Annotated in this window: 18 protein-coding genes; 8 read left to right on the top strand and 10 right to left on the bottom strand. The window is 69.2% G+C overall.

The genetic code is table 11. From position 1 onward, the window contains the following. Window positions 1–30: 30 nt before the first annotated feature. The 3 genes from rplT to infC form a co-directional block, all read right to left on the bottom strand. On the bottom strand, window positions 31–423 hold the full coding sequence (rplT, locus tag G406_RS0107660; protein WP_028933394.1) for a 50S ribosomal protein L20: 393 nt from the start codon (window positions 421–423) through the stop codon (window positions 31–33). Window positions 424–507: 84 nt separating this feature from the next. Beyond that, window positions 508–702: a 50S ribosomal protein L35 gene (gene rpmI, locus G406_RS0107655; protein WP_028933393.1), complete on the bottom strand. Its 195-nt coding sequence runs from the start codon at window positions 700–702 to the stop codon at window positions 508–510. Window positions 703–755: 53 nt separating this feature from the next. Next, on the bottom strand, window positions 756–1316 hold the full coding sequence (infC, locus tag G406_RS45225; RefSeq protein WP_051341769.1) for a translation initiation factor IF-3: 561 nt from the start codon (window positions 1314–1316) through the stop codon (window positions 756–758). A 290-nt stretch (window positions 1317–1606) separates the two neighbouring features. Between infC and G406_RS0107645 the strand changes: the two genes are divergently transcribed. Continuing rightward, the gene (locus G406_RS0107645; protein ID WP_028933392.1) at window positions 1607–2230 is read left to right on the top strand and encodes a class I SAM-dependent methyltransferase; all 624 of its coding nucleotides are present in this window, start codon (window positions 1607–1609) and stop codon (window positions 2228–2230) included. Between the two features lie 83 nt (window positions 2231–2313). On the opposite strand, the gene uvrA is transcribed toward G406_RS0107645, so the two are convergent. Then, window positions 2314–5241, bottom strand: coding sequence for an excinuclease ABC subunit UvrA (gene uvrA, locus G406_RS45220; RefSeq protein ID WP_051341768.1), 2928 nt, complete (start codon window positions 5239–5241; stop codon window positions 2314–2316). A 234-nt stretch (window positions 5242–5475) separates the two neighbouring features. Here uvrA and G406_RS0107635 point away from each other — a divergent pair, with 234 nt between their 5' ends. Continuing rightward, on the top strand, window positions 5476–5871 hold the full coding sequence (locus tag G406_RS0107635; protein ID WP_028933391.1) for a hypothetical protein: 396 nt from the start codon (window positions 5476–5478) through the stop codon (window positions 5869–5871). Here the strand turns inward: G406_RS0107635 and G406_RS45215 are convergent. Then, a complete protein-coding gene (locus tag G406_RS45215) occupies window positions 5789–6433 on the bottom strand; it encodes a DUF998 domain-containing protein (protein WP_051341767.1) in 645 nt (214 codons plus the stop codon). The two genes, G406_RS0107635 and G406_RS45215, sit on opposite strands and share 83 nt — an antisense overlap. A 66-nt stretch (window positions 6434–6499) precedes the next feature. On the opposite strand from G406_RS45215, the gene G406_RS0107625 reads away from it, so the two are divergent. Both G406_RS0107625 and rnhA read left to right on the top strand, forming a co-directional pair. Then, complete coding sequence (locus G406_RS0107625; protein WP_028933390.1) at window positions 6500–7174, top strand: MBL fold metallo-hydrolase; 675 nt, start codon at window positions 6500–6502, stop codon at window positions 7172–7174. Window positions 7175–7854: 680 nt separating this feature from the next. Continuing rightward, on the top strand, window positions 7855–8319 hold the full coding sequence (gene rnhA, locus G406_RS0107620) for a ribonuclease HI (protein WP_028933389.1): 465 nt from the start codon (window positions 7855–7857) through the stop codon (window positions 8317–8319). A 4-nt stretch (window positions 8320–8323) separates the two neighbouring features. On the opposite strand, the gene G406_RS0107615 is transcribed toward rnhA, so the two are convergent. From G406_RS0107615 to G406_RS45210, 3 genes are all read right to left on the bottom strand, one after another. Next, entirely contained in the window at window positions 8324–8599 is a 276-nt protein-coding gene (locus tag G406_RS0107615; RefSeq protein WP_245607041.1) for a zinc ribbon domain-containing protein, read from the bottom strand. 220 nt (window positions 8600–8819) lie between these two features. Further along, a complete protein-coding gene (locus tag G406_RS0107610; RefSeq protein ID WP_245607040.1) occupies window positions 8820–9704 on the bottom strand; it encodes an alpha/beta fold hydrolase in 885 nt (294 codons plus the stop codon). A 58-nt stretch (window positions 9705–9762) separates the two neighbouring features. Continuing rightward, complete coding sequence (locus tag G406_RS45210) at window positions 9763–11241, bottom strand: xylulokinase (protein ID WP_084215836.1); 1479 nt, start codon at window positions 11239–11241, stop codon at window positions 9763–9765. 150 nt (window positions 11242–11391) lie between these two features. Here G406_RS45210 and G406_RS0107600 point away from each other — a divergent pair, with 150 nt between their 5' ends. Beyond that, the gene (locus G406_RS0107600) at window positions 11392–11592 is read left to right on the top strand and encodes a hypothetical protein (protein ID WP_028933386.1); all 201 of its coding nucleotides are present in this window, start codon (window positions 11392–11394) and stop codon (window positions 11590–11592) included. Window positions 11593–11655: 63 nt separating this feature from the next. Here the strand turns inward: G406_RS0107600 and G406_RS59300 are convergent, their stop codons facing one another. Continuing rightward, entirely contained in the window at window positions 11656–11781 is a 126-nt protein-coding gene (locus G406_RS59300; RefSeq protein ID WP_281172405.1) for a hypothetical protein, read from the bottom strand. 530 nt (window positions 11782–12311) lie between these two features. Here G406_RS59300 and G406_RS0107590 point away from each other — a divergent pair. From G406_RS0107590 to G406_RS0107580, 3 genes are all read left to right on the top strand, one after another. Beyond that, window positions 12312–13835, top strand: coding sequence for an HNH endonuclease signature motif containing protein (locus G406_RS0107590; protein ID WP_156934715.1), 1524 nt, complete (start codon window positions 12312–12314; stop codon window positions 13833–13835). A 40-nt stretch (window positions 13836–13875) separates the two neighbouring features. Next, window positions 13876–14865, top strand: a complete 990-nt coding sequence (locus tag G406_RS0107585; RefSeq protein WP_028933384.1) for a helix-turn-helix transcriptional regulator — start codon at window positions 13876–13878, stop codon at window positions 14863–14865. Between the two features lie 105 nt (window positions 14866–14970). Continuing rightward, complete coding sequence (locus G406_RS0107580; RefSeq protein ID WP_028933383.1) at window positions 14971–15378, top strand: hypothetical protein; 408 nt, start codon at window positions 14971–14973, stop codon at window positions 15376–15378. Window positions 15379–15384: 6 nt separating this feature from the next. On the opposite strand, the gene G406_RS0107575 is transcribed toward G406_RS0107580, so the two are convergent. Beyond that, entirely contained in the window at window positions 15385–16215 is an 831-nt protein-coding gene (locus G406_RS0107575) for a hypothetical protein (protein ID WP_156934714.1), read from the bottom strand. Window positions 16216–16302 lie beyond the last annotated feature (87 nt).

The raw sequence follows: 16302 nt of genomic DNA, 5'->3' as shown, positions 1-16302 counted from the left end.
TCGGGTCGTCGAATCGGGCGGCGGAGGAACTCAGGCTGCCGACTCGTCCTTCTCGGCGCCACGCACCGCGGGCACGTTCTCCTTGGCCAGCTCGACGAGCGTGGCGAAGGTGGCCGGGTCGTTGACGGCCAGGTCGGCCAGGATCTTGCGGTCGACATCCAGCTCCGCGAGGCGAAGGCCCTGGATGAACCGGTTGTACGTCATGCCGTTCGCGCGGGCCGCCGCGTTGATACGGGTGATCCACAGCTTGCGGAACTCGCCCTTCTTGGCCCGCCGGTCACGGTAGGCGTAGGTGAGCGAGTGGAGCATCTGCTCCTTGGCCTTGCGGTACAGCCGGGACCGCTGTCCTCGGTAGCCGCTGGCCATCTCGAGGGTTGCCCGACGCTTCTTCTGGGCGTTGACCGCCCGCTTCACGCGTGCCACTGCTTAATCCTCATTCGGTCGTCTGGCGGTCGGGCCGCCGGGGTCGGGGTGGGGTCGATGCTGCGCCGGGACCGGCGCCCCGGGTCAGCGGCCGAGCAGCTTGCGAAGCCTCTTGGCGTCCGACTTGGCAACCTCGACGGTGCCGGCCAGGCGGCGGGTCTGCTCGCTCGACTTGCGCTCGAGCAGGTGGCGCATGCCCGCCTTCTGCCGCAGCAGCTTGCCGCTGCCGGTGACCTTGATGCGCTTCTTCGTCCCGCTGTGGGACTTGTTCTTAGGCATGAAAAATCCTTCGTCGCTCGGTGAGGTGACAGTGCTGGCGATGCCGTTACAGGTCAGGCGTCGCTGTCGCTCGTGGCCGCGGCAGGCTTGGCAACCTTCGCGCGGTTCTTGTGCGGCGCAATCACCATGGTCATGTTTCGCCCGTCCTGCTTCGGCGCGGCTTCGACGACACCGAGGTCCTGAATGTCCTCAGCCAGTCGTTGCAGCAACCGGAAACCAAGCTCCGGGCGGGACTGCTCCCGGCCGCGGAACATGATCGTCACCTTGACCTTGTTGCCATGCTCGAGGAAGCGCCGCACGTGGCCCTTCTTGGTCTCGTAGTCATGGTTGTCGATCTTCGGCCGGAGCTTCTGCTCCTTGATGACGGTCAGCTGCTGGTTACGGCGGGACTCACGGGCCTTCTGCGCGCTCTCGTACTTGAACTTGCCGTAGTCCATGAGCTTGCAGACCGGCGGTCGTGCCTGGGCCGCTACCTCGACCAGGTCGAGGTCGGCCTCCCGCGCCAGGCGGAGGGCGTCTTCGATGCGCACAATGCCGACCTGCTCGCCGTTGGGCCCGACCAGTCGAACTTCGGGCACTCGGATGCGGTCGTTGATGCGCGTCTCTGTGGTGATGGGGTCTCCTCTGTCTCTCCGGTCACGTGTGGCACGCGACGTTCCTGATCAACGTCGCCGACCTCGCCCGGATTCCCAACCCACGACAGAAGGCCCCGCCGCCACAAAAGGCGTCGAGGCCCGCGCCGACCGATCGACATGCACCACACTCGCATGCACTACTGCCGTCCACCAAGGTGTCTGGCAGGACCGGACCCGAGCGTCTGTTGCGGCGTCGGGTGGGAGCGGGGCTCCGCTTGCTGTCCGTCACGCACGCGCGAAGGACTGGTCGCTGTGCATAGAGTAACACCATGAGTTCCGACAGGTGGGAGCGGCTGGTCAGCTCGGTCTACGACCCGTTCCTGTGGCTCGGTGAACGGCGCGGCATGCGCGACCGCCGGGCCGCGCTCCTGCGCGCCGCCCGTGGCCGGACGCTGGAGATCGGTGCTGGTACGGGCCTCAATCTGCCGCACTACCCATCGGATGTCGACGAGTTGCTGCTCACCGAGCCGTCACCGGCGATGGCCTCGTCGTTGCACCGGCGTGTCTCCGGCGTCGGCAGGCCGGCCACTGTGCTGACCGTGCCCGCGACCGAGCTTCCGGTCGAGGACTCGTCGGTGGACACGGTCGTCTCGACGCTGGTCCTGTGCACCGTCCCGGACGCCTCAGCCGCTCTCGCCGAGATCGCGCGCGTGCTCCGCCCCGGCGGGCACTTCCTGTTCTGCGAGCACATCCTGTCGGACCGGCAGGTGCTCGCCGCCGCGCAGCGCCGCCTGGCGCGCCCCTGGGCGGCGTTCGCCATCGGCTGCCGATGCGACCGGCCGCTCCTGGACACCATCACTTCCACGCTGCGTCTCGACCGTGTGGAACACAGCACGTGGCGCGGCATGCCCCCGCTCGTCCGCCCACTCATCACCGGCTCAGCCGTGCGCTGACCGCTCATGATCACCACCGCGTGAGGGCTGTTCTTACGCGGAAAAACAGCCCTCACACGGTGGTGATCATGGGGCGAGCACTGTCAGCGCGCTGTGGCGGTGGCCTTGTTCCGCTTCTTCGCGGCCGCCTTCGCCCGGGGTGCGGGAGCGGCGTTGGGCGTGACCAGGGACGACAGGAACTTGCCGGTGTAGCTCTCGGCGCACGCCGCCACCTGCTCGGGCGTCCCGGCCGTCACGACGGTGCCGCCGCCGGAGCCGCCCTCGGGTCCCATGTCGATGACCCAGTCCGCCGTCTTGATCACGTCGAGGTTGTGCTCGATGACGACGACCGTGTTGCCCTTCTCCACCAGGCCGTTGATCACCAGGAGCAGCTTGCGGATGTCCTCGAAATGCAGGCCCGTGGTCGGCTCGTCGAGGATGTAGACGGTGCGGCCGTTCGAGCGCTTCTGCAGCTCACTGGCGAGCTTGACGCGCTGCGCCTCACCGCCGGACAGCGTCGGTGCCGGCTGCCCGAGCCGCACGTAGCCGAGGCCGACCTCGACCAGGGTGCGCAGGTAGCGCGCGATCGAGTTGATCGGCGCGAAGAACTCGGCGGCCTCCTCGATCGGCATGTTCAGCACGTCGGCGACCGTCTTGCCCTTGTAGTGCACTTCCAGGGTCTCGCGGTTGTACCGGGCGCCCTTGCACACCTCGCACGGGACGTACACGTCCGGCAGGAAGTTCATCTCGATCTTGATCGTGCCGTCGCCGGAGCAGGCCTCGCACCGGCCGCCCTTGACGTTGAACGAGAACCGGCCCTGCTGGTAGCCCCGCACCTTCGCCTCGGTGGTGGAGGCGAACAGCTTCCGCACGTGGTCCCAGACACCGGTGTACGTCGCCGGGTTCGACCTCGGGGTGCGACCGATCGGCGACTGGTCGACCTGCACGAGCTTGTCCAGACCGTCCAGCCCGGTGATGCGGGTGTGCCTGCCCGGCACCTGACGCGCGCCGTTCAGCTTGTTCGCCAGCACCGTCGCCAGGATGTCGTTGACCAGCGTCGATTTGCCCGAGCCGGACACCCCGGTGACCGCCACCAGGCAGCCGAGCGGAATCTCCACGTCGATGCCGCGCAGGTTGTGCTCCCGGGCCCCGACGATCGTCAGCTTGCGAGCCGGATCCCTCGGCCGCCTCGTCTCCGGGCACGGGATCGTGCGCCGGCCCGACAGATACGCGCCGGTGAGCGACGTGTCATGCGCCTCCAGCTCGGACACCGAACCGCTGTGCACGATGTAGCCGCCGTGCTCCCCCGCGCCCGGACCGATGTCCACGGTCCAGTCGGCGGCACGGATCGTGTCCTCGTCGTGCTCGACGACGATCAATGTGTTGCCCAGGTTGCGCAGCCTGGTCAAGGTCTCGATCAGCCGGCGGTTGTCCCGCTGGTGCAGCCCGATCGACGGCTCGTCCAGCACGTAGAGCACGCCGACCAGACCGGACCCGATCTGCGTCGCCAGCCGGATGCGCTGCGCCTCACCGCCGGACAGGGTGCCGGCCGCGCGGTCGAGCGACAGGTAGTCGAGCCCCACATCGAGCAGGAAGCCGAGCCGCGCCTGCACTTCCTTGAGCACCCGCCCGGCGATCATCGCCTGACGTGCGTCCAGCTCCATGCCCTGCAGGAAGCGCGAGCAGTCGGCCACCGACATCGAGCAGACCTCGGCGATCGAGCGGTCGCCCTCCTCGTGGTGACGCAAGGTCACCGCAAGTACCTCGGGACGCAGCCGGGCACCCTTGCACGCGGGGCATGGCACCTCGCGCATGTAGCCCTCGTAGCGCTCCCGCATCGACTCCGACTCGGTCTGCTCCATGCGCCGTTCGAGGAACGGCACGACCCCCTCGAACGCGGCGTAGTAGGAGCGCTCCCTGCCGTACCGGTTGTGGTAGCGGACGTGGACCTGGTCGTTGCTGCCGTGCAGGACCGCCTTCTGCGCCGTCGCCGGGAGCTTGCGCCACGCCGTGTCCATCCGGAACCCGACCGACTCCGACAGTGCGCGCAGCAGCCGGCCGAAGTACTCGGCGGACTGGCCACCCGCCCACGGAGCGATCGCGCCGTCCTCGAGGCTCAGCTCGTCGTCCGGGACGACGAGCTCGGGGTCGACCTCCTTCTTGATGCCGAGACCGCTGCACGACGGGCACGCACCGTAGGGCGAGTTGAACGAGAAGGTGCGCGGTTCGAGATCGTCGAGCGCGACCGGGTGGCCGTTCGGGCAGGCCATCCGCTCGGAGAACCGGCGCTCACGGGCGGGGTCGTTCTCCGGGAGGTCGACGAAGTCGAGCACGACCAGACCGTCGGCGAGGCGCAGTGCCGTCTCCACCGAGTCGGTCAGGCGCTGCTTCGCGCTCTCCTTGACCGCCAGCCGGTCGACCACGACCGCGATGTCGTGCTTCTCCTGCTTCTTCAGCTTGGGCGGATCGGTCAGCTGGTGCACGGTGCCGTCCACCAGGACCCTCGAGTAGCCCTGCGTCTGCAGCTGCGCGAACAGGTCGACGAACTCGCCCTTACGGGTGCGCACGACGGGCGCGAGAACCTGGAACCTGCTGCCCTCGGTCATCGCCAGTACCTGGTCGACGATCTGCTGCGGGGTCTGCCGCTCGATCACGTGACCACACGCCGGGCAGTGCGGAACGCCCGCGCGGGCGTAGAGCAGCCGCAGGTAGTCATAGACCTCGGTGATCGTGCCGACGGTCGACCGAGGGTTGCGGTTCGTCGACTTCTGGTCGATCGACACCGCGGGCGACAGCCCCTCGATGAAGTCGACGTCGGGCTTGTCCATCTGACCGAGGAACTGACGCGCGTACGCGGACAGCGACTCGACGTACCGTCGCTGTCCCTCGGCGAAGATCGTGTCGAACGCGAGGCTCGACTTGCCGGAGCCGGACAACCCGGTGAAGACGATCAGACTGTCCCTGGGCAGATCCAGATCGACGCCGCGCAGGTTGTGCTCGCGGGCGCCACGCACTACCAGTCGCTCGGCCAAGACTTCAACTCCCCAGTGGACACGCTAGACAGGAAGAACACGCGGTTCGGACCCCGGATCCATGCTAAGTGGGCCCACCGACAGAAAACGTTCGCGGTCGGTGGCGCACTCACAGGATAGACCGAGCGCTCGAAGGACTCGAACATACGCTCGAACGCGCCGGGGTCTCTCATGGACCCCTACCCACCCGGCGCCTCAGATATTCCGGCCCGCTCGGCGGTAGCCTGACCCGCCATGAGACCCGACGTGGTCGCGGAGGTCGAGCGGCAGCACCGGTTGCTGGCGAACTGGCTCGGCACGTCCGCGCAGCCCGACGTCCTCGAAGCCCTGGACGCGGCTCACACCAGCGATTTCTCCATGGTGACCGCCGAGGGCCGCTCCGTGGGGCGACAGGCGTTGCTGGACGCGCTCGCCGGCGCCTCGAACGCCCGGCCGGGCCTGCGCATCCTGATCGGGGGCGTACGGGAGGTCGCGGACCTGGGCGAGGCGCTGCTCGTCGAGTTCCTCGAGACCCACGTGGACCACGGGCACACGGCCGCACGCCGGGTCACGGCGCTCCTCCAGATCGCCGAGGAGGCGCCGCACGGCCTTCGCTGGCGGCACGTGCACGAGACGCCCGTCGCCGAATAGCCCGCTGGCCGCGCCGAGTCGCGCGCAGGACGGCCACGAACGGCCACAGCGCCTGCGCTCCCGCCGCGCACCGCTCGGCCAGTCCTATACGGCCGTCGACCGCGAGCTCGACGACGAACCAGCCGAGCAGGAGCACCAGCACGGCGGTCACGACCAGCGGCATCACGTCCGACGGGCGGGCACCACCCGAGGACAGCGCCGGCCACACCGCCAGGGCCCCGAACGCCACGGCGGCGGCGACCCCGTGTGCGCCAGAGGGCAACGGAAGCGCCGCCACCAGGACCGTCGCCAGTCCACCCACGGCGAGCACCGCCCGGCCCGGCGACGCCGACGTGCTCAGCCCGAGCCCGGTGACCATGTGGCACACGCCCACGGCGGCCAGCGCGGCGGTCATGATCCAGCGGTCCGTGGCGCCCAGAGCCGCCAGCGCGCTGATGCTGTCCCGCAGCGGATCGACACTCGCTGCCCGCCGGCTCTGGGCGATGGTCCAGCCTCCGATGAGCAGGACCGGGGCGGCCGCCGAGGACCCCAGTGCCCACCACGGAACCGCCCGGTCGCTCACCCGACGAGTATCACCCGTTGTCCTTCCGGTGGGCTCGCACACCGGATTCCCACTACGCTCGTCCGTGTGGACGTCCTGGATGAATACACCGGTCACACCGATCCCGGCGGCGCCGCGACCCGCCGCGACCTGGGAGCGCTGACGATCACCAAGGTCTCGGTCGGCCCGATGGACAACAACGCCTACCTGCTGGTGTGCACCAACACCCGGGACGCGCTGTTGATCGACGCGGCGAACGAGCCGGACCGCCTGATGGACGTGATCGGCCACGGTGACGACCGCCCGCAGCTGCGCACGATCGTCACGACACACCAGCACTGGGACCACTGGCAGGCACTGGGCGCTGTGGCCGGCATGTGCGAGCCGGTGACGGTGGCGCACCCGCTCGACGCCCCCGAGCTGCCCATCCCCGCCGACACCCTGGTCGAGCACGGCGACACCATCCGGGTCGGTGACGCCGAGCTCGAGGTGATCCACCTCCGAGGCCACACCCCCGGCTCGATCGCGCTCGTCTACCGAGGCCCCGACCGGCCACACCTGTTCACCGGGGATTCGCTGTTCCCCGGAGGTATCGGGAAGACCGGTTCGCCCGAGGACTTCACGTCGCTGATCGACGACGTCCAGGAGCGCGTCTTCGAGACCCTGCCGGACGACACCTGGTTCTACCCCGGTCACGGCGACGACTCCACCCTGGGCGCGCAGCGCCAGTCTTTGCCGGAGTGGCGCTCTCGGGGCTGGTAGTCGGCCTGTTCCGCGCGCCATCGTTCCCGGAAGGCCCTCCGGGCCGACCGGGAACGATCCAGGCGGCAACCCCTTCGGGGCCGCTGCCTGGGCTTTTTCCTCCCGGGCCCCTCAACCCTTCGGGCTGAGGGGCCCACTCGGAAAAATGTCGCCTCCGGCGACGCGCGCGCTTGGTGCCCCGGCCTGGGAGCCGCCCCTCATGCACTACCCGCCTTCGGCGGAACCCCTCCGGGCGCCTCTGCGGGGCCACCCGTGAAACGTGCGTTCGCCATAAGGACCCGTGAGTGTTTTGGGCTGCCCCAGCAACCCAAAACACTCACGGCTCCCCATCCCGCTGCGCGTGCCCATACGTCTGTAAAACCGGCTCCGCAAGTCTCCGAAGGAGTTCCGGCGAAGGCCGGCGTAGTGAATGTCAGCGACCACCCACCCAGCTGCCAGGGCGGCTCCCGAAGTGGCCCCAAGCGCGCGCCCGGGCGAGTCCCCGAGCCTTTTTTTCTGGGAGTACCCCAGCGAGCGTTTACGCGAGCCGGGGTGGTCACAGAAAAATACCGCGCGCGAAACAGGCCCAAGCAACACAGCCTGCACCTCCACCCACCGCTAAAACCCCACAGCCCGACCTACAAAACCCAGCCACAGCAGCCCCAGCCAGAGCCAGAGCCAGACCGGATATGTTCTTCGCCGTGGTGGAGCAAGAGGGCGGACCGGTCGTGGAGATCTTCACCGATGGCGCGTGCAGCGGTAATCCGGGCCCGGGCGGCTGGGGGGCCGTGCTTCGGTACGGGAAGCACGAGAAGGAGTTGTACGGCGGCGAAGCCGGCACGACGACCAACAACCGGATGGAGCTGACCGCGCCGATCCGGGCGTTGGAGAGCCTGACCCGGCCGTCGACGGTGTGCATCTACACGGACAGCACCTACGTGCGGAACGGCATCATGCAGTGGCTGCCCAGGTGGAAGAACAACGGCTGGCGTACCCAGGCCAAGGAGCCGGTCAAGAACGCCGACCTGTGGCAACGCCTCGACGCGGCGACCAGCGCACATCAGGTGCGCTGGGAATGGGTCAAGGGCCACGCGGGGCATCCGGAGAACGAGCGCGCTGACCAGCTCGCCGTCCGGGGTGTGCGCGAGGCGAGCGGTCGTGACTGACTCGCTACCGGGGCAGCGGCAGCGATCCCCCGCCTGACGGGGCCTGTTTCATCAGCTCGTCCGCGCGTTGCCTGCCGAACTGCGCGGTGGTCCCGCAGAACGTGCACTGCACGGAGTAGACGACGCGGACCGGGAACAGCGGCACGAAGAACAGCGTGAACTTCGTGACGGCCTTGCGCAGCGGGTGCGCGCACGGGTTGTTGCAGTGCCCGCACACGAGGGTGAGCATCGCCAGCTGGCTCAGGTAGCGACGGAAGCCGAAGATAATCACACCCAGCACGGTAGCCGTCCCGCTGCCGGATTGCCGTGATCTACCTCGGCACCAAGCGAGACCATTCCGTAACCCACAAGGTGCAACACATCGGGGTTTTGCGCCGATGTCATCAGTGGGTCGCGCGGTCGGCCTGTTGGAGCGGTGTCGAACCCCCCGAGGCGTCGCTCCAGCGCCAGTGCAAAGGACCCCCGAGCACTGGGGCGGCCGCGCGACCCGTTGTGTGTTGTCAGACCGCGTCGTCGGGCAGGCCCGCCAGGAAGTCCGCGAGGCTTCCGGTGAACAGGTCGTTGTCGTCCCCGGCCACCATGTGCCCGGCGTTGCCGACGTCGACCGAGCGGGCGTGCGGGATCATCTCGAGGAGTTCGGCGACGCCCTCGTCGCTCACGATGTCCGACTGACGACCGCGCACCAGCATGGTCGGTACGGTGATCGCGCGCGCGGCCGAGGCGACCCGTTCGAACCGTTCGGCACGCGCGGGCTCGTCGCCGCCCAGCACGAACGCCGGGTCCCAGTGCCAGTACCAGCGCCCGTCGCTGTGCTGCCGGACGTTCTTGCGCAGGCCCTCGGGGCTCGCGGGGCGAGCACGGTGCGGGTTGTACGCGTGCACCGCCTCGGCGACCTCGTCCAGTGACTCGAAGCCGTCAGGGCGAGCCGTCATGAAGGCCGCGATCCGGGCGACCCCCTTCGGCTCGATCCTCGGCACGATGTCCACCAGTACGAGCGCCCGCGCCAACCCTGGGTGTTCGCCCTGCGCGACGAGCGAGGTGTTGCCGCCCATCGAGGCGCCGACCAGCACCGGTCGGGTGCCGAGCTGGGCGACGACCGCACGCAGGTCGGCCACCAGCGCGTCGAGGCTGTAGTCGTGGTCGGGGGCCCAGCCGGATTCACCGTGTCCCCGGCAGTCCAGGCTCAGCGCGTTCCACCCGTGCGATCCGAGTCGCTGGCCGGTCCGGGACCACGAATGACGGGTCTGGCCGCCGCCGTGCAGCAGCACCACGGTGCCCCGCGGCTCGTCGGTGCGCCAGAGATCGCCGACCAGGGTCAGACCGTCGCTGTGGTACTCGACGCGGTTCGCGGTGTCCGTCCCGGGCATCTCCGTGCGCTCTCCCATGGATGCACCGTACGGCGTGCCCGAGCGCCGACTCTTACCGGCACACCGACCGGTATGTTCATCCGCCCGCCCATCGGGCGATTCCGGTGAACGCCGGGTCCAGCGCCGCCCACAGCTCCCGGTGCGCGCCGCGGAGGACCTCGTATCGGTCCTTCCCCGGGTGCAGCGCGGTGGAGGGATCGGCCAGGTCGCGCAGCGGTGCGGGCGCCGGTTCCCCGAGCGCGCGCGTCGCCGCGCGCAGTGCGCCGTGCAGACCGGCTCCTTCGGCGTCCACCGGGAGCACCGGCCGCTGCAGTACGTCGGCGAGGATCCGCCGGAACGTGCCCGACCTGGCCGCGCCCCCGGACAGCGGCACCGGCTGGTCGGAATCCGCGCCCACCAGGGTCATCGCATGGTGCAGTGAGTAGGCGACGCCTTCCATCGACGCCCGGTACAGGTGCGCCGCCGTCGTCGTCGGCCGCAACCCGACCACGGCACCCAGTGCGTCGGGGTTACGTACCGGGGATCGCTCACCCGCGAGGCTGGGCAGCATCAACAGCCCGGTGGGCCCGAGGTCGGCGATCGCCCGTTCGGCGTGCCCGTGGCTCTCGCCGGGCAGATACGTCGTGCGGGCCCAGTCCACGGTCGCACCCGCCGAGAGCAACGCGGCGATCAGGATCAGGCCGTGCCCCTCGGGACCCACCAGCCGGTGGACCGCCTCGTCCAGCGCACCGCTCGACTCCGACAGCGCGGCGACCCAGCCGCTCGTGCCGAGAGAGATCGTCGGCATCCCGACCTGGTCACCGACAAGTCCTTCGGTGACGGCCCCGGCGTCGCCCGCCACGTGAATGATCGGCAGTCCAGCGGTCAGGCCGAGTTGCGCCGCCGGCCCCCGCGCCAGCGAGCCGGTCACCGTCACACCGTCCACCAGCGCGGGCAGGAGCTCGTCCGAGAGATCCAGTTCGTCCAGGACCGGCCGCCACCAGCCATGTGTGCGGCTGTCGAGCAGCCCGGTCGTGGACGCTGTGGTCAGGTCGCACCACGCGCCGCCGCCGGCGCGGTGCACGAGGTAACCGGGCGCGCCGAAGAGCAGCCGGTGCGCACGCCGCCACACGTCAGGCCGATGCCCACTGGTCCAGCGCAGCTGCGCGGCCGTGCTCGATGCGTCTTGCGTGTTGCCGGCGGCGTGCCGCCACGACTCGCCCAACCGGGCGTTCAGCTGCGCCAGCTCAGCGGACGCCCGTCCGTCCGAGTAGAGCAGTGCGGGCGCCAGCGCGGCACCGTCCGCACCCACCACCACGAGGTCCTGCATCTGCCCGGTGACGACCAGGGCTTCGGGTCCGCGGCCCGGTACCCGGCACCCGGCGACCGCCGCGACGAACGCTCTCCACCAGTCGTCGGGCTGCTGTTCCGCCCGTCCCGGCGCCGGATGGTCGATCGTCAGCGGCGCACTGTCCGAGGCGAGCACTCTGCCCGAGAAGGTGAACGACGCGGCCTTGACCGCGCTCGTTCCCGCGTCCACGACCAGCACACATCGTGCTGCGGCGGCATCCGGCACCCGTCGAGACTAACGGTGCCGTTCACGCGACTGGGGTAGACTGTTGATATCAGGCGGGGTCGACGCGGCCCCCTGCGCTGGAACGATGAGTTCCCCGGCCGCGTCATACAGCGACGTCACCGTTGCGCTCAGTGCCTGAGGAGACCGCGAATGAAGTTCGAAGGTAGAGCAGGCATCACCGACGACCAGACCCGGGAAGCGGCCAAGATGGCCGACGAGTTCCGCGGCCGCCAGGCAACCCTCGTCGTCGCGGGCCACTCGACCGGCACCGAGGACTGCATCGAGCTGCTCGCGATGCTCGGTCTCACCCAGACGCCGGAAGGTCAGCTGCTGCCGCCCTACGTCTCGTGAACCTGCTCAGCTGAACGTTCCGCCCCGCTCATCCCGTCGTCGGAGAGCGGGGCGGAACTGTGTTCAGCGGTTGAACGGGGTCGAGCCGCCCGATCCGTCGCCCTTCTTCTGCTTTTTGATCGCGCGCTTCTCCTTCAGCGACTTACCGGACTTCTTGCTCAACGCCTGGCGTGGGGACTTGTCTGACATGACTCTCCTCGCGGGCCGTTCAACGGCCCGGGTGCACGCACAAACGGCCGCCGTGGGTCGACGCCGGGCAGTGCCCTGTCCCTCCGACTCCCGGATGCGACGTACGAGGCACATCGAGTGGCCCCGGACGACCGTATCTACTCGACAGTACGCGGGATCTTGGTTTGTGGTGGCTCTCGTCCCCGCTGGTTCATGTGGTGTCTCTTGGGGGGCGTCCCCGCTGGCCTCCGGGGCGTCATCCCCGCTGGCTCGAATTGTCTTGGCGTGGCCGCCCGCTCTCAACCCCCGGCTTCGCCGGCCTCGCCCGGGTTCCTGGTTGCGCATAGTTCGGGGGCGAGGTTTCAGGGTTGACAGCGGGCGGCCACGCCAAGTGCTAGCCAGGATCGCGGGGATGGGGGTGGTGTGCGTGCACGCCGTAGACGGTGTGCACGGCCTGTTTCGTGTTGTGGCTTGCTGGCCTGGATATATCACCCTTTTGGCCTAGTCTCCGGCGCCGGTTTTTGTCGGGGGTCGGCCGTAGCGTCTGGGTTATGGCAGCGGCTGGTGTGGTTCCTGAAGGGTTGGCGTCGATGGCGCCAGGCCCGGAACTCGCCGCTGCCCTGGCCCAGATCGACCGGGCCTCGGTGTCCAACGGTGACCTCGTGGAGGTGCTGAAAGCTCGGTATCGCCTGCAGGCCCATGTGGCTGCCCAGCTCGCCGCGGACATCGCGGCGTTGGGTGGGCGTGACCCCGAAGCCGATCCGCGTGAGATCGCCTTTGTGGCCGAGCCGGGTCGGTACGTCGCGGATGAGCTGCGGGTGGCGTTGTCCTGGACCCGGCGTAAGTCGGATGCGGAGCTGGACTTCTCATGGCTGCTGCTCTCCCGCCTGCCGCTGGTGTTCGACGCCCTGGACTCTGGCCTGATCGATCTGCCCAAAGCCCGCATCTTCGCCACCTACCTCGCCGACCTCCCCGAGGATCGGCGCACCGGAATCTGCGCGACGGTGTTGCCCAAGACCCCGCCGTGGACGACTGGGAAGCTGGCCGCTTATCTACGCAAGCTGGTCATCGGCTCCGACCCCGACCGCGCCCAGGACCTGTACGAGAAGGCGTTCGAGCGCCGCAGCGTGGTCGGCTATCTGAACGAGGACGGCACCGCCACCCTCTCCGCCTCGGGCATCGCCCCGGAGGACATGGCCGCCGCGTGCACCCGAGTCAATGCTCTGGCCCGGGCGATCAAACGGGCCGGGTACCCGGCGCGGGTGGATCAGATTCGCGCGGATGTGTTCTGCGGGCTGCTGGATGGCACCCTGCACGGCCTGGACCGCGCTGGAATCGTCGCCCACTTCCGTGATGAAGCCCCAGCGGGCAGGCCGCAAGGTGTCGAGGTCCGCGCTGAACTCGCCACCCTGCTCGACCTCAGCGAACGTCCGGGCGATCTACCGGGCTGGGGGCCGATCCTGGCCGGCAACACCCGCCGGACCGTTCTGCAGCAGCGGGGCGGGTCGTGGACTTTCGCCGTCTGCGACGAACACGGCCACCTCCTCGTACCCGGTGTGCTGCGCTCCCGCCCGACCCACGCCGCCCGAGGGCGTGCCGGCGGCGCGGTCGAACTACAACTCACCGCCAGCCTGCTGGCACAGCTGGTGCAGAACCCGCCACCAGGCTGGGAACGAGTCATCGCCGACATCGCAAACCAGTGCGCCGCCTGGCCAGACAACCGGAATGCGATCAACGCCCGCCCGAACCGACGCTTCCCCACCGCAGCACTCCGGCTCTACAGCCAAATCCGCGACCGCTACTGCCTCGGCCCAGGCTGCCGACGCCCAGCCCGGGAATCGGAGTTCGACCACACCATCGACTTCCACCACGGCGGCCCCACCACCGACACCAACGGCGGCCAACTCTGCACCCACGACCACGACCTCAAAACCCGAGGCCGATGGCGCCTCCAACAACCCACACCAGGCCAATTCCGCTGGACCAGCCCATTCGGCCAGACCCACCACACCCGAGGCGACCCGATCATCACCCCACCACCCTCCACACCAGGTGATGATCCACCGCCCTTCTGAGCATGCGGAACTGTCGGTGCCCCGCGGGATGCTGGTGGACATGCGAGCGAGCCGGTTGGTGTCCGCCCTCATGCTCCTGCAGACCAGGGGACGCATGACGGCTCACGAGCTCGCGGACGTCCTGGAGGTCTCGGTCCGCACCGTGTACCGCGACATGGAGGCGCTCGGGGCCGCAGGTGTCCCGCTGTACGGCGAGGCGGGGCATGACGGCGGCTACCAGCTGCTCGGCGGGTATCGCACCCGGCTCACCGGGCTGACCTCCGGTGAGGCCGAGTCGCTGTTCCTGACCGGGCTGCCTGCCGCCGCCACCGATCTCGGTCTCAGCGCGGTGGTGACCGCCGCGCAGCTCAAGCTCATGGCGGCGCTGCCGGAGGAACTGCGGGACCGGGCGGGGCGTATCGCGCAGCGGTTCCACCTCGACGCGCCGTCCTGGTACGGCGACCGCGACCACACGCCGCACCTGACCTTCGTCGCGGACGCCGTGTGGAACCAGCGCACCCTGCGGATGCGTTACGTCCGGTGGGCCGAGCCGCGGGAGGTCGATCGGACGGTGCAGCCGTTCGGGTTGGTCCTGAAAGCGGGGCGCTGGTATCTCGTCGCCCGGCACTCCGAGCAGCTGCGCACCTACCGGGTGTCCCGCATCGTGCGGGTGGAAGTGCTCGACGAGACGTTCGACCGGCCGGACGATTTCGACCTCGTCGGTCACTGGCAGGGCTACCTGGCTCAGTTCGACGCACGTCGACATCAGGGTGAGGCGACCGTGCGGCTCTCCCCGCACGCCCTCGAACGGCTCCCCTACCTGTGGGAACCCGCTCTCGCCCAGGCCGCCCGCCAGGCTGCCGGAGCGCCGGACGAGCACGGGTGGGTTCAGGTCACCATCCCGATCGAATCGACCGAACAGACGATCCCCGAGCTGCTGCGCCTCGGCGCCGATTTGGAGGTTCTCGGCCCGCCCGCGCTTCGGGAGCGGCTTACCCGTACCGCGAACGAGATGGCAGACCTGTATGGACGCGGCCGTTCGGGTGCCTGACCCACTGTGTGCTTCCTATGTGTTTGCTATGCCTCGCCTCGTCAATCCGCCATAGGAGGTTCTGAGGCCCTAAGGTGGCGACACGACATCGAACGGGAGGTCGCCATGGCCACATCGCGGCGCGAAAGCCGGCGGACGGCGCTGCCCATCGAGATGTTGAGTGTCGTCCCGAAGCCGCGGTCACCGCTGTGCGACTCGCTGCGCCGGTTGCTGCCCAAGGCCGACACCTCACCGAACGCTCACCTGGAGCGCGTGTGCCAGGACCTGGTCGAGGTGGCGGCGTGGACGAGCCAGGACGGCTGCTGGCAGGAACACGCGTCATTCCTGCTCTGCACGTCGGACGGCCGCTGGCACGAGGTCGGGTTCAGCGAACCCGCCGCCTGCGGACTGATCACCCGGTTGCGCGAGCTGCCTGGCTTCGACGCCGACCTGCTGCTCGACCTGATCGGATCGCAGTCGGCTCGGCTGTCCGTGCTGTGGAAGAAGCCATCGCCTGCCCCGGCCGCTCGCTGAGCAGGCTCAACACACCCGGGACGGTTCCTTCGGCTGGTTGACCGGCAGCCGGGCGAGCACCATCACGCCGATTACGGCCAGGATCAGGCCCAGCGCCATCGGCACCCACCAGCCGGATCGCACCGGGTCGCCGAGCAGCACGATGCCCACGATTCCCGGCACCACGACCTCGGTCACCTGGAACACCGCCGTCACCCTCGCCAGGGTGCCCACCTGCAGTGCCCGGGTGAAACTGGACAGACCGACCAGCCAGAAGAACACCACGAGGTACACGGCGGGCTGGGTGAGCAGGGCGATCAAGCCGCCGTTCGATCCGACGTCCGGCACCCGCACCGCGTGGACGGCCAGCGACGTGCCGCCGAAGCCCAGTCCCGCGATCAGAGCCAACGGCCAGGCACGTCCACCGTTCCAGAGTCCGAGCACCGCCACAGCCATGAGCAGCGACGCGACGAACAGGACCCACAGCGCGGTGGTCGTCGCGGCGGTCGGTCGTTCGCTGCCCGCGCTCGCCGCGACCAGTACCAGCCCGGCGAGACAGCATCCGATCGCGACACGGTCGAGCGTGCGCAGCGTCGCGCCGTACAGGACCTTCGTGGCCAGCACGGTGACCGCGATCGAGCCGCCGAGAATGGCCTGAACCGCGAACACCGGCAGGTGCCTCAACGCCACGACGGTGGCGGCCCAGCCCAGGCCGTCCATCACCAGCCCGGCGAGATAACCGGGCTGCACGATCAACGGCTGGCGTTTGGTGGACTTCTGCGACGCGGCCGACTGCAACAGACCGGCCACGCTGTTGAGCAGCATTCCGATCAGGGCGAACACCAAGCCAGGGAGCACGATCAGAGGGCCCCCTTCACAACGTGGTGCGCACAGCGCGGTTCGTCGGCATATCTTCGCTGTTCCCGATACGCCGACGAACCCGGG

It is taken from the genome of Actinospineispora spinosispora DSM 44797 (genome assembly GCF_000429025.1).
GTDB classification, from domain to species: domain Bacteria; phylum Actinomycetota; class Actinomycetes; order Mycobacteriales; family Pseudonocardiaceae; genus Pseudonocardia; species Pseudonocardia spinosispora.
The sequence above is the reverse complement of the archived record's forward strand: the minus strand, read 5'-3'. Positions and strand labels throughout refer to the sequence as shown.